Raw genomic sequence first — 13,325 nt, forward strand, 5'->3', positions numbered from 1 at the left:
TTCCTCGGCCCCTTAGTGAGCGGTTTCCGCGTGGCTCATGTCCATGCCTTCCATACCTTCATGCGCGCTGTGCTCGCCTTCAGGCTGGGTCATGTCCATGCTCTTGCCGTGATCCATAAATTTGCCAATGACGTCTTTAAACAAATCAGGTTTCACGTTAGAGAAGTACTCCACCTTGTTGTATTCGCTAGGCGTAGCCACTTTTTCGAACGCCGCCATGTCAGACATGGTGTTAGTAGACTGCTTCGCTTTTTCAACCCACTGGTCGAAAGCGGCACGGTCTGGCGTTGCGATAGCTTTGAACTTCATACCTGAGAAGCCCGGGCCGCTATAGCTGGCGGAGATACCATCATAGGTGCCTGCTTCATTCGCGATCAGGTGCAGGTTAGTCTGCATACCGGCCATCGCGTAAATCTGGCTACCCAGACGCGGGATGAAGAAGGAGTTCATTACGGAGTTGGAGGTCACTTTGAACTGAACCGGAGTGTTCGCCGGGAAGGCGATTTCATTCACGGTAGCAATGCCCTGCTCTGGATAGATGAAGAACCATTTCCAGTCCATGGAGACCACTTCAATGGTAATAGGTTTCTCATCGTGAACCAGCGGTTTGCTTGGCTCAAGTGCGTGAGTGGTTTTCCAGGTCAGAACGGCAAGGAACAGAATGATCAGAATAGGTACCGTCCAGACCACAGCTTCCACTTTATTGGAGTGTGACCAGTTAGGGCTATACTTCGCATCTTTATTGCTCGCACGATACTTCCAGGCGAAACCAACTGCCATCAAAATGGCTGGAATAACCACAATCATCATCAGGCCAAATGCCGTCAGAATCAATGAACGTTGTTCCAGTCCAATCTGTCCTTTGGGGTCTAGTAGTGCAGAATCGCAGCCACTGAGTAATACAGTGCCCGCGAATAATGACAACCATCCCAAACTTTTATTGTATTTCCCGAGTCTCATTTAACGACCTCAATTCCACGGAGTCTGGTGGCGTTTAAAGTGTGGGGGCATTTTACGGGAAGGTTACATTACTGTAAACATCATTAGGCCTGTGTCAGGAAGGTGTTACTGGGTTCTGCCGCACATGTCACAAGTGTTGCAAATTATGTCGCTTTTTAAGACATAAGCCGCATGGCGCGGGCTTTATAACGAAAGGACCCCCAAGCATACCCTAAAAGGGGCAATTGGTATAACCATTGTTAAAAACAAACAAAAAATTAACAATTAATTATCAATAAAAAGACAACTAAAAAACGAAAATTCAATGTTTCAAAAGCTGAATCGTTTAATGAGAAAATAGAGTTTGGAATTGACTCCAATAATTTCCAGAAGCTATCCCGCACAAAACAACAAATATTTTTTTTCGCGACTGACGGTTATTCCACCGTTATAATTTCACATCGTGATTACAACGGGAAATAACCTTTCGTTTTTTTCTTCAGCTCATCTGCGTTTTGCGCAATGCCAGAAAATCGAGAAGTCCCCCGATCAGGATCCCGGCGATGGCGAGCAGGGCACCCACGTCCAGCAGGAGCGTTTCGAGCGGGACTGTCAGAGAGGTGGTTGCATTAATGATGAGTACGACAAGCCACAATCCCAGCGCAAGGCACCCCACCGTTAACAACCGCAAGGCAAAACGGTAGGCGCGGTGATACTCGGTACGCGGCATAAAGTCTTCAGTACGCTGGGTATATTCAAGCGTCTGACGACACACCAGCAGCAATAAAATCCCCGGCACGGCGGCAACCACCGAGAAGAGATAAAATGTCGGCCATCCGTGGGCTTCAACGAACCAGCCTGCAATGGGACCGACGTACACGCGGCCAACGGCCGAGAGCGCCGAGAGCAATGCGAACTGCGTCGCGGAAAACGATTTATTGCACAGGGTCATCAGCAGGGCGACAAAGGCAGCCGTTCCCATACCGCCGCAGAGGTTTTCGAAGAAGACCGCTGACGCCATGCTGATCATGTGTTTGTCGGTGATCGACAGCAGCCAGTAGCCTGCGTTTGATGCCCCCTGCAGGATGCCGAAAATCAGCAGCGCACGGAACAGGGTCAGGCGCTGCATCAGCACGCCGCCGTAAAGCGCACCAAGGATAGTCGCGAACAGCCCCAGCGTTTTATTCACCACGCCCACTTCACCGGCATCAAAACCTACGCCGCGGATCAGGAAGGTGGTGGTCAGACTCATGGCAAAGGCATCGCCGAGCTTATACAGGACAATCAGCAGCAAAATCAGCCAGGCATTGTTGCGGCCAAAAAAATCACGCAATGGTTCAGCGACAGCCTGCTCCAGCGAGCGTGGAACCGGGATCACATCGCTCGGTTCAGGTGCGAACAGGGTGGCAATAATGCAGGGGATCAGCAGCGCGGCCATCAGCCAGTACATGCCCTGCCAGCCGAGATAGCGGTCGGCAAGCCAGAGCGCCAGCCCGCCAGAAACCAGCATCCCGAGACGATAGCCGAGCACGCTGATAGCCGCCCCGGCACCGCGTTCGTCAGCGGGAAGAACGTCCGTCTTCCAGGCGTCGAAAACGATATCCTGCGAAGCGGAACAGAAGGCGATGACTACCGCGAGGGCGGCCATCCAGCGCAGCTGGGTTGACGGCTCAAGAAAGCCCATCGCGGCAATGGCCACGAGCAGCAGAAGCTGCGTTATCACTAACCAACCGCGACGTCGCCCGAGGAACGGCGGCGTGTAGCGGTCCATCACCGGCGACCAGAGGAACTTAAAGACGTAAGCCTGGCCGACTAGCGAAAAGAAGCCGATAGTTTTGAGATCGATATTCTCGACGGTCATCCACGCCTGCAGCGTGCCGGAGGTGAGCGCGAGCGGTAAACCGGAGGCGAAGCCGAGGATCAGCAGAATGGCTGATTTCGGTTGCTGGAAAATGCGTAAGTAGTGACTGGACATGTTTTTATTGAAACTGACCCGGCTAAGCGCCGGGTCAGTGCGCAGAATTAACGAGCGTTCTGCTTGATGAAGTCATGAATGCTGGTGTCCTGCGCCATATCGGCGATGGTATCAGTCAGCACGCTGTTTACCGCGTTAGCAATGTTCTGGTTGGATGCCTGGAATGCACCTTCAACAGAGTAGCTGGCGCGGTAATTTTTGGTCATCTTGTTGCCGTTTTTCGCGGTAGCAATGATGGCGATATCCGCTTTGGTCGCGATGTTGTAGCGCACGTTACCCTGGGAGACGTCAGCGTACAGGTTGTTCACGATGATCTGCAGATCAACCGCGCCGCTTGGCCCAATCATATAACCGCGAGAGGTCATCTGCTTCTCGAGCACTTCCTGCAGCAGGAAGCGCAGGTCGCGGGAGGCGGTCAGGGTAACCTGCTGGTTATCGCGGGTCACTTTTGCCAGCGCCTGGTCCTGACGCTGATCGGCACCGTTAATGCTCACGGTCACGCCCATCAGGCTTGGATCCTGCTGAGGCAGGGTAATTTTTGGTGACACATCAATAGTCGTTGGCGGGGTTGCGCAGCCTGCCAGCATAAAAAGTGCTACCAACGGAAAGAAGAGTTTTTTTAACATTTTCAGGTTCTCAACGAATCGTAAGCGTATAAAGAGAAAAATTGTCGCCATCATAACATCGCTAACGGCGAGGGGAAGTGGTCAACGCATGTAAATTCATCGCCTTGTCCGAAAACTGACCAGTTCACCGTTTTTCTCAATCCGTGTATGACAAAACGTATGAGCCTCACAGTGAACTTCATTCGTTTGAATGAGAAAATCAGACGAAAGCTAAATATTTGTTGTCAAGGTGTAATGGAAACGGTAAAAGCGGCTAACATTTAAAGGGATGGGTGACATCCTGGCGTTGTCGGAGGAGTAATTTCATGATGATACGTGAGCAGATAGAAGATAAATTAAGGGCAGCTTTTAACCCTGTGTTTCTCGAAGTTGTCGACGAAAGCTATCGTCATAACGTACCGGCGGGTTCTGAAAGCCACTTTAAAGTGGTTCTGGTCAGCGATCGTTTCCTGGGAGAGCGTTTCCTGAACCGACATCGCTTGATCTACAGTACCCTGACGGAAGAACTCTCCACAACCGTACATGCGCTGGCGCTGCATACCTACACCATTAAGGAATGGGAAGGCCTGCAGGATACGGTATTCGCATCACCGCCTTGTCGCGGAGCAGGCACCATAGCCTGAAAAATCGGATTTGCAACGATTGGAGCTTTTCCAGTATGTTGCTTGCAGATTTCCTCAAAACGGCCTTAGGGCCGTTTTGTTTTGTCTGAGTTTTGAGCGGATGGTGCGATTTTAAGGCTAAAAATAGCCTTAAAGTGTGAAAAAAGCCGCAGCAACATGCCCCAACCGTTCTCGACTCACCTAAGTGATGCCGCTATAATGCCGCGTCTTATTGAATGTCTTCGGGATGATTCTGGCGACAGGGAATGTGAATCTGCACTAAGAGAGCATCCCGGTAAAACAGACAGATTCAGAGTTGACCGAGCACTGTGATTTTTTTGAGGTAACAAGATGCAAGTTTCAGTTGAAACCACTCAAGGCCTTGGCCGCCGTGTAACGATTACTATCGCTGCTGACAGCATCGAAACTGCTGTGAAAAGCGAGCTGGTCAACGTAGCAAAAAAAGTACGTATTGACGGCTTCCGCAAGGGCAAAGTACCAATGAATGTTGTTGCTCAGCGTTATGGCGCTTCCGTGCGTCAGGATGTGCTGGGTGAACTGATGAGCCGTAACTTTATTGATGCGATCATCAAAGAAAAAATCAATCCGGCCGGCGCGCCGAACTACGTTCCAGGCGAATACAAACTGGGCGAAGACTTCACCTACTCCGTAGAGTTCGAAGTGTACCCAGAAGTTGAGCTGAAAGGTCTGGAGTCTATCGAAGTTGAGAAACCAGTTGTTTCCGTGACTGACGAAGACGTTGACGGCATGCTGGACACCCTGCGCAAGCAGCAGGCGAACTGGAAAGAGAAAGAAGGCGCTGTTGACGCTGAAGACCGCGTTACCATCGACTTCACCGGTTCTGTAGATGGCGAAGAGTTTGAAGGCGGCAAAGCGTCTGACTTCGTACTGGCAATGGGTCAGGGTCGTATGATCCCAGGTTTCGAAGACGGTATCAAAGGCCACAAGGCTGGCGAAGAGTTCACCATCGACGTGACCTTCCCGGAAGAGTACCACGCTGAAAACCTGAAAGGTAAAGCAGCGAAGTTCGTCATCAACCTGAAGAAAGTGGAAGAGCGCGAACTGCCAGAACTGACTGAAGAATTCATCAAGCGTTTCGGCGTGGAAGATGGTTCTGTTGCTGGCCTGCGTACCGAAGTGCGTAAGAACATGGAGCGCGAGCTGAACGGCGCTGTGCGTAACCGTGTGAAATCTCAGGCGATTGACGGTCTGGTGAAAGCGAACGACATCGACGTTCCTGCAGCCCTGATCGACAGCGAAATCGACGTACTGCGCCGTCAGGCTGCACAGCGTTTCGGTGGCAACCAGCAGCAAGCGATGGAACTGCCACGCGAGCTGTTCGAAGAGCAAGCGAAACGCCGCGTTGTTGTAGGCCTGCTGCTGGGCGAAGTGATTCGCACCCACGAGCTGAAAGCTGACGAAGAGCGTGTGAAAGGCCTGATCGAAGAGATGGCTTCTGCATACGAAGATCCATCAGAAGTGATCGAGTTCTACGGTAAGAACAAAGAGCTGATGGACAACATGCGCAACGTCGCACTGGAAGAGCAGGCTGTTGAAGCGGTACTGGCGAAAGCTAAAGTGTCCGAAAAAGCGACCTCTTTCAACGAACTGATGAACCAGCAGGCGTAATTTCGCCCCAACGGTTTAAAGTTTGAACAAAAACCCGTTGCCTTTTGGCGACGGGTTTTTTTTATCACACCAATAGCCCAGGAAGAGTGCTAAAACGCCCTTTCAGTGTTAGCGTAACAACAAAAGGTTGTTATGCTTGAAATAGGGCAATGTGAACCCCATAAGTATGGAATCACGATGAATGAGACTGGCTGATAATCCGTCCATAAGGTTACAATCAGTACAGCAGGTGTTTTCAATTTAGATCCAGGAGACGGAAATGTCATACAGTGGCGAACGAGATAACTTTGCACCCCATATGGCTCTGGTGCCAATGGTTATTGAACAGACCTCACGTGGTGAGCGTTCTTTTGATATCTATTCCCGTCTGCTCAAGGAACGCGTTATCTTTCTGACCGGCCAGGTAGAAGACCACATGGCTAACCTGATCGTGGCGCAGATGCTGTTTCTGGAAGCGGAAAACCCAGAAAAAGACATTTACCTGTACATTAACTCCCCTGGTGGCGTGATTACCGCAGGTATGTCCATTTATGACACCATGCAATTCATCAAGCCTGATGTAAGCACTATCTGTATGGGTCAGGCTGCATCTATGGGCGCGTTCCTGTTAACAGCAGGGGCGAAGGGTAAGCGTTTCTGCCTGCCTAATTCCCGCGTGATGATTCACCAGCCGCTGGGTGGTTACCAGGGCCAGGCGACGGATATCGAAATCCACGCCCGAGAAATTCTGAAAGTTAAAGCGCGCATGAATGAACTTATGGCGCAGCATACGGGTCAACCCCTCGAGCAGATCGAGCGCGATACCGAGCGCGATCGCTTCCTCTCTGCTCCAGAGGCAGTTGAGTACGGCTTAGTTGACTCCGTGTTAACCCATCGTAATTGATGCCCGCGACGCGAGTGTGCCGCTATACTAAAGTAGGGCGGCACGCTGCTTTAAGCAGCTTGCGTCTGAGATTGGCATTTGCGTCGTCATGTGCGGCACAAAGAACTTAAAAAGAGGTTTGGACTCATGACAGATAAACGCAAAGATGGTTCGGGCAAACTGCTGTACTGCTCTTTTTGCGGCAAAAGCCAGCATGAAGTGCGTAAACTGATTGCCGGGCCGTCCGTGTATATCTGCGACGAATGTGTCGATTTATGTAACGACATCATTCGCGAAGAGATTAAAGAAGTTGCGCCACACCGTGAGCGTAGCGCGTTGCCAACGCCGCATGAGATTCGTCATCACCTTGACGACTACGTCATTGGCCAGGAGCAGGCCAAGAAGGTGCTGGCAGTGGCGGTATACAACCACTACAAACGTCTTCGTAACGGCGACACCAGTAATGGCGTGGAACTGGGCAAAAGTAACATTCTGCTGATTGGCCCAACCGGCTCCGGTAAAACGTTGCTGGCCGAAACGCTGGCGCGTCTGCTGGATGTTCCGTTCACCATGGCTGATGCCACTACCCTGACCGAAGCTGGTTATGTGGGTGAAGACGTTGAAAACATCATCCAGAAACTGCTGCAGAAGTGCGACTACGACGTACAGAAAGCGCAGCGCGGGATCGTCTATATCGATGAGATTGACAAGATCTCCCGTAAGTCTGACAACCCGTCCATCACCCGTGACGTGTCGGGCGAAGGCGTGCAGCAGGCGCTGTTGAAATTGATCGAAGGTACGGTTGCCGCCGTTCCACCGCAGGGCGGTCGTAAACATCCGCAGCAGGAGTTCCTGCAGGTTGATACCTCCAAGATCCTGTTTATCTGCGGCGGTGCGTTTGCAGGCCTCGATAAAGTGATCTCTCATCGTGTTGAAACCGGCTCCGGCATTGGTTTTGGCGCGACGGTGAAATCCACCTCCGAAAAACCGAACGAAGGTGAGCTGCTGTCACAGGTTGAGCCGGAAGATCTGATCAAATTCGGTCTGATCCCTGAGTTCATCGGTCGTCTGCCGGTAGTGGCAACGCTGAATGAACTGAGTGAAGAGGCGCTGATTCAGATCCTGAAAGAGCCAAAAAATGCGCTGACCAAGCAGTATCAGGCGCTGTTCAATCTGGAAGGCGTTGATCTGGAATTTCGCGACGAAGCGCTCGATGCGATCGCCAAAAAAGCGATGGCCCGTAAAACCGGTGCCCGTGGCCTGCGTTCTATCGTTGAAGCGGCACTGCTCGACACCATGTACGATTTGCCGTCCATGGAAGATGTCGAAAAAGTGGTTATCGACGAGTCCGTCATCGGTGGACAGACCAAGCCGCTGCTGATTTACGGTAAACCGGAAGCTCAGCAGGCATCTGGCGAATAATTCACCAAATCATACAAGCAGTTATTCAAAAAGGGGGGATTTTATCTCCCCTTTACTTTTTCCGTATTCATGGCGTTGAATGTGTGGGAAACATCCCCATATACTGGTTACATGTTAATGGTTGTGTGAAGCACAGTGACATAACCAGTTTACCTGGCGGACACTAAACTAAGAGAGAGCTCTATGAATCCTGAGCGTTCTGAACGCATTGAAATCCCCGTATTGCCGTTGCGCGATGTGGTGGTTTATCCGCACATGGTCATACCCTTATTTGTAGGGCGGGAAAAATCTATCCGTTGCCTCGAAGCCGCCATGGATCATGATAAAAAAATCATGCTGGTGGCGCAGAAAGAAGCATCAACGGATGAGCCGGGTGTAAACGATCTTTTCACCGTCGGGACCGTGGCCTCTATTTTGCAGATGCTGAAGCTGCCTGACGGCACCGTGAAGGTGCTCGTAGAAGGCCTGCAGCGTGCGCGTATTACCACTTTGTCAGACGATGGCGAACACTTCTCTGCCAAGGCAGAGTACCTTGATTCGCCTGAGCTTGATGAGCGCGAGCAGGAAGTGCTGGTGCGCACCGCGATTAGCCAGTTTGAAGGCTATATCAAGCTGAACAAGAAAATCCCACCAGAAGTGCTGACGTCGCTGAACAGCATCGACGATCCTGCGCGTCTGGCGGACACCATCGCTGCACACATGCCGCTGAAGCTGGCTGACAAACAGTCCGTGCTGGAAATGTCCGACGTTAACGAACGTCTGGAATACCTCATGGCGATGATGGAATCTGAAATCGATCTGCTGCAGGTTGAGAAGCGTATTCGCAACCGCGTGAAAAAGCAGATGGAGAAATCTCAGCGCGAGTACTATCTGAATGAGCAAATGAAGGCCATTCAGAAAGAGCTGGGCGAGATGGACGATGCGCCGGACGAAAACGAAGCGCTGAAGCGTAAGATCGACGCGGCGAAGATGCCGAAAGAGGCGAAAGAGAAGGCTGAAGCTGAGCTGCAGAAGCTGAAAATGATGTCTCCGATGTCGGCTGAAGCGACCGTCGTGCGCGGCTACATTGAGTGGATGGTGCAGGTCCCGTGGAACGCCCGCAGCAAGGTCAAAAAAGATCTGCGTCAGGCACAGGAGATCCTCGATACCGACCACTACGGCCTGGAGCGCGTGAAAGACCGCATTCTTGAGTACCTCGCGGTACAGAGCCGTGTGAACAAAATTAAAGGCCCCATTCTGTGCCTGGTAGGGCCGCCAGGGGTAGGTAAAACCTCTCTGGGTCAGTCCATCGCCAAAGCGACCGGACGTAAGTATATCCGCATGGCGCTGGGTGGCGTACGCGATGAAGCGGAAATCCGCGGTCATCGCCGTACCTACATCGGTTCTATGCCGGGTAAACTGATTCAGAAGATGGCGAAAGTGGGGGTTAAAAACCCGCTGTTCCTGCTCGATGAGATCGACAAAATGTCGTCAGACATGCGTGGCGATCCGGCGTCTGCACTGCTGGAAGTGCTTGATCCAGAACAGAACGTAGCGTTCAGCGATCACTACCTGGAAGTGGACTACGATCTGAGCGATGTTATGTTCGTGGCGACGTCCAACTCCATGAACATTCCGGCCCCACTGCTGGACCGTATGGAAGTGATCCGTCTCTCCGGCTACACCGAAGACGAGAAGCTGAACATTGCGAAACAGCACCTGTTGCCGAAGCAGATTGAGCGTAACGCGCTGAAAGCGAACGAGCTGACCGTTGAGGACAGCGCGATTGTTGGCATCATCCGTTACTACACCCGTGAAGCGGGCGTGCGTAGCCTTGAGCGTGAAATCTCTAAACTGTGCCGTAAGGCGGTGAAACAGCTGCTGCTGGATAAGAGCCTGAAGCACATCGTGATTAACGGCGACAATCTGCATGCCTACCTGGGCGTACAGCGCTTTGATTACGGTCGTGCAGACAACGAAAACCGCGTGGGTCAGGTGACCGGTCTGGCATGGACGGAAGTGGGCGGCGATCTGCTGACCATTGAAACGGCCTGCGTGCCGGGTAAAGGCAAGCTGACCTACACCGGCTCGCTGGGTGAGGTAATGCAGGAGTCCATTCAGGCGGCATTGACCGTGGTACGTGCGCGCGCGGAAAAACTGGGTATTAACCCGGATTTCTACGAAAAACGCGATATCCACGTTCACGTACCGGAAGGGGCGACGCCGAAAGATGGCCCAAGCGCGGGTATTGCTATGTGTACCGCACTGGTCTCCTGTCTGACGGGCAACCCGGTGCGTGCCGACGTGGCGATGACCGGTGAAATTACCCTGCGTGGTCAGGTACTGCCAATCGGTGGATTGAAAGAAAAACTGCTGGCGGCACATCGTGGGGGGATCAAAACCGTATTGATTCCTTACGAAAATAAACGCGATCTGGAAGAGATTCCGGACAACGTGATTGCCGATCTGCAGATCCATCCGGTGAAACGCATTGAGGAAGTTCTTAGTCTCGCACTGCAGAATGAACCCTCAGGAATGCAGGTTGTAACCGCAAAATAGTGACCTCGCGCAAAGAGCGTCAATAAAAACAAGGCTGGTAAGTCATTTCGCACTTGCCAGCCTTTTTTTGTATAGCTAATTTAGATTGCTGATTGGGTTAGCCATCAACAACGGGTGTTGTAAGGTCATGGCAGGCCTGATATAACTGCTGCGCGGTCGCGCTGTGAAGGATTCAGGTGCGATATAAATTATAAAGAGAGGAAGAGAACAGTGAATAAATCTCAACTGATTGACAAAATTGCTGCTGGTGCTGATATTTCTAAAGCTGCAGCTGGACGTGCGTTAGATGCATTAATTGCTTCTGTTACTGAATCTCTGCAGTCTGGGGACGACGTTGCGCTGGTAGGCTTCGGTACTTTTGCTGTTAAAGAGCGTGCTGCCCGTACTGGCCGTAACCCTCAAACCGGTAAAGAGATCACCATTGCTGCCGCTAAAGTGCCGGGTTTCCGTGCAGGTAAAGCGCTGAAAGACGCAGTAAACTGATTGCTTTCCCGCTTCAGGGAAGCCGAAAAGTACAAGGGCGCATCATTTGATGTGCCTTTTTTGTTTGTCCAGACCTGATTTGTGCGAGTTTATGCGAGTTGTGGGCTGACAATCGCCCCGTTTTCTTGTCACAATACGCCTTTACGCGCGACGGTAAGGATTTCCCGTCAGCGTCAGGTAACCAGTCACCTACAGCGGAGTGTTGTTACACCATGATGGACAGCTTACGCACGGCTGCTAACAGTCTCGTGCTCAAGATTATTTTCGGTATCATTATCGTGTCGTTCATTTTGACCGGCGTGAGCAGTTACCTTATCGGCGGTGGTGCGAACTATGCCGCAAAAGTGAACGGCCAGGAAATTAGCCGTGGGCAGTTCGAGAACGCTTTCGCCGGTGAACGTAACCGTATGCAGCAACAGCTGGGCGATCAATTCTCTGAACTGGCAGCGAACGAAGGCTATATGAAAACCTTGCGTCAGCAGACGCTTAATCGCCTTATCGATGAAGCGTTGCTGGACCAGTATGCGAAGGGACTGGGTCTGGGCATTAGCGATGAGCAGGTTAAAAAAGCCATCTTCTCAACCCCGGCATTCCAGTCTAACGGCAAATTCGACAACGCCCGTTACAACAGCATCGTAAACCAGATGGGCATGACCGCCGATCAGTACGCGCAGGCGCTGCGTAACCAGCTGACGACTCAGCAGCTCATCAATGCCGTTGTGGGCACCGATTTTATGCTCAAAGGTGAAACTGACGAACTGGCTGCGCTGGTGGCTCAGCAGCGTGTCGTGCGTGAAGCGACAATCGATGTGAATGCGCTGGCGGCAAAACAGCAGGTGAGCGACGCAGACATTAACGCTTACTACGAGCAGAACAAGAACACCTTCGTTGCGCCTGAGCAGTTCCGTGTGAGCTACATCAAACTGGATGCGGCTGCGCTGCAGGAAAGCGCGTCTGACGCGGAAATCCAGTCTTACTACGATCAGCATCAGGATCAGTTCACTCAGCCGCAGCGTAACCGCTACAGCGTGATTCAGACTAAGACCGAGGCAGATGCCAAAGCCGTGCTGGACGAGTTGAACAAAGGCGCTGATTTCGCGACCGTCGCGAAAGCAAAATCCACCGACATTATCTCTGCGAAAAACGGCGGTGATATGGGCTGGCTTGAAGACGCGACCACGCCGGACGAGCTGAAAAATGCGGGTCTGAAAGAGAAAGGCCAACTTTCAGGCGTCATTAAGTCTTCCGTTGGTTTCCTGGTCGTGCGTCTGGACGACATCACCGCGGCGAAAACCAAGCCGCTGGCTGACGTTCGCGAGGATATCGCGGCGAAAGTGAAACAGGAAAAAGCGCTGGATGCTTATTACGCACTGCAGCAGAAAGTGAGCGATGCGGCGAGCAACGACAATGAATCTCTGGCGGGTGCAGAGCAGGCGGCGGGTGTCAAAGCGGTTGAAACTGGCTGGTTTGGACGCGACAACCTGCCGGAAGAGCTGAACTTCAAGCCGGTTTCTGACGCTATCTTCAACGGTGGTCTGGTAGGCGAGAACGGCACGCCGGGCAGCAACTCTGACATCATTACCGTTGACGGTGACCGTGCATTCGTTCTGCGTGTCAGCGAGCACAAAGCGGAAGCCGTTAAGCCGCTGGCGGAAGTGAAAGATCAGGTTGTTGCGCAGGTTAAGCACAACAAAGCTGAGCAGCAGGCAAAACTGGATGCTGAGAAGATCCTGGTTGATCTGAAAGCAGGTAAAGAGGACGCGCTGAAAGCTGCTGGCCTGAGCTTCGGTGAGGCGAAAACGCTGAGCCGTACCGGTCAGGACCCAATCAGCCAGGCCGCGTTTGGTCTGACGCTGCCAGCGAAGGATAAACCAAGCTTCGGCACCACAACCGATATGCAGGGTAACGTCGTTCTGCTGGCGCTGGATGAAGTGAAAGCGGGCACGCTGCCAGAAGCACAGAAGAAAGCGATGGTCCAGGGGATTACCCAGAACAACGCCCAGATTGCTTTCGAAGCCATGATGAGCAACCTGCGTAAAGAAGCTAAAATCAAGCTGGGTGATGTGATGACTCAGCAGCAGTAATTACGAGTCTGCTCGCAGATTTTCGTAACGCTCTGCAAAAACTAAAGGCCGCTTTCGCGGCCTTTTCCATTTCTGCAATCTGCTGTTTGTGCCCGTTTTGCCCGGCGGCTATCGTGACGTGGCTGTCAACAAACAAGGAGATAA

Annotated in this window: 10 protein-coding genes; 7 read left to right on the plus strand and 3 right to left on the minus strand. The window is 52.1% G+C overall.

The window, feature by feature from the left end:
- Window positions 1-12: 12 nt before the first annotated feature.
- The 3 genes from cyoA to N2K86_RS04800 all read right to left on the minus strand — a co-directional run bounded on the left by cyoA (window position 13) and on the right by N2K86_RS04800 (window position 3,540).
- On the minus strand, window positions 13-960 hold the full coding sequence (cyoA, locus tag N2K86_RS04790; protein ID WP_089600911.1) for a cytochrome o ubiquinol oxidase subunit II: 948 nt from the start codon (window positions 958-960) through the stop codon (window positions 13-15).
- Between the two features lie 478 nt (window positions 961-1,438).
- Window positions 1,439-2,914 (minus strand): muropeptide MFS transporter AmpG, encoded by a 1,476-nt coding sequence (gene ampG, locus N2K86_RS04795; protein WP_260660656.1) that lies wholly within the window; start codon window positions 2,912-2,914, stop codon window positions 1,439-1,441.
- A 47-nt stretch (window positions 2,915-2,961) separates the two neighbouring features.
- Window positions 2,962-3,540, minus strand: coding sequence for a lipoprotein (locus N2K86_RS04800; protein ID WP_010428101.1), 579 nt, complete (start codon window positions 3,538-3,540; stop codon window positions 2,962-2,964).
- Window positions 3,541-3,845: 305 nt separating this feature from the next.
- On the opposite strand from N2K86_RS04800, the gene bolA reads away from it, so the two are divergent.
- From bolA to ppiD, 7 genes are all read left to right on the plus strand, one after another.
- Entirely contained in the window at window positions 3,846-4,163 is a 318-nt protein-coding gene (gene bolA / locus N2K86_RS04805; protein ID WP_010428102.1) for a transcriptional regulator BolA, read from the plus strand.
- 330 nt (window positions 4,164-4,493) lie between these two features.
- The gene (gene tig, locus N2K86_RS04810; protein ID WP_089599339.1) at window positions 4,494-5,792 is read left to right on the plus strand and encodes a trigger factor; all 1,299 of its coding nucleotides are present in this window, start codon (window positions 4,494-4,496) and stop codon (window positions 5,790-5,792) included.
- A 259-nt stretch (window positions 5,793-6,051) separates the two neighbouring features.
- The gene (gene clpP, locus N2K86_RS04815) at window positions 6,052-6,675 is read left to right on the plus strand and encodes an ATP-dependent Clp endopeptidase proteolytic subunit ClpP (protein ID WP_010428105.1); all 624 of its coding nucleotides are present in this window, start codon (window positions 6,052-6,054) and stop codon (window positions 6,673-6,675) included.
- Between the two features lie 126 nt (window positions 6,676-6,801).
- The gene (gene clpX / locus N2K86_RS04820) at window positions 6,802-8,076 is read left to right on the plus strand and encodes an ATP-dependent protease ATP-binding subunit ClpX (protein WP_260660657.1); all 1,275 of its coding nucleotides are present in this window, start codon (window positions 6,802-6,804) and stop codon (window positions 8,074-8,076) included.
- A gap of 183 nt (window positions 8,077-8,259) precedes the next feature.
- Window positions 8,260-10,614, plus strand: coding sequence for an endopeptidase La (gene lon / locus N2K86_RS04825; RefSeq protein ID WP_126543958.1), 2,355 nt, complete (start codon window positions 8,260-8,262; stop codon window positions 10,612-10,614).
- Between the two features lie 210 nt (window positions 10,615-10,824).
- On the plus strand, window positions 10,825-11,097 hold the full coding sequence (gene hupB / locus N2K86_RS04830) for a nucleoid-associated protein HU-beta (protein WP_010428111.1): 273 nt from the start codon (window positions 10,825-10,827) through the stop codon (window positions 11,095-11,097).
- Between the two features lie 212 nt (window positions 11,098-11,309).
- Window positions 11,310-13,181 (plus strand): peptidylprolyl isomerase, encoded by a 1,872-nt coding sequence (gene ppiD, locus N2K86_RS04835; RefSeq protein WP_260660658.1) that lies wholly within the window; start codon window positions 11,310-11,312, stop codon window positions 13,179-13,181.
- Window positions 13,182-13,325 lie beyond the last annotated feature (144 nt).

It is taken from the genome of Enterobacter mori, assembly GCF_025244905.1.
GTDB lineage: Bacteria > Pseudomonadota > Gammaproteobacteria > Enterobacterales > Enterobacteriaceae > Enterobacter > Enterobacter mori_A.

Bases quoted from the DNA above. Each gene is read 5' to 3' on its own strand.
- cyoA (WP_089600911.1), bottom strand. From the start codon at position 960: ATGAGACTCGGGAAATACAATAAAAGTTTGGGATGGTTGTCATTATTC.
- ampG (WP_260660656.1), bottom strand. From the start codon at position 2,914: ATGTCCAGTCACTACTTACGCATTTTCCAGCAACCGAAATCAGCCATT.
- N2K86_RS04800 (WP_010428101.1), bottom strand. From the start codon at position 3,540: ATGTTAAAAAAACTCTTCTTTCCGTTGGTAGCACTTTTTATGCTGGCA.
- bolA (WP_010428102.1), top strand. From the start codon at position 3,846: ATGATGATACGTGAGCAGATAGAAGATAAATTAAGGGCAGCTTTTAAC.
- tig (WP_089599339.1), top strand. From the start codon at position 4,494: ATGCAAGTTTCAGTTGAAACCACTCAAGGCCTTGGCCGCCGTGTAACG.
- clpP (WP_010428105.1), top strand. From the start codon at position 6,052: ATGTCATACAGTGGCGAACGAGATAACTTTGCACCCCATATGGCTCTG.
- clpX (WP_260660657.1), top strand. From the start codon at position 6,802: ATGACAGATAAACGCAAAGATGGTTCGGGCAAACTGCTGTACTGCTCT.
- lon (WP_126543958.1), top strand. From the start codon at position 8,260: ATGAATCCTGAGCGTTCTGAACGCATTGAAATCCCCGTATTGCCGTTG.
- ppiD (WP_260660658.1), top strand. From the start codon at position 11,310: ATGATGGACAGCTTACGCACGGCTGCTAACAGTCTCGTGCTCAAGATT.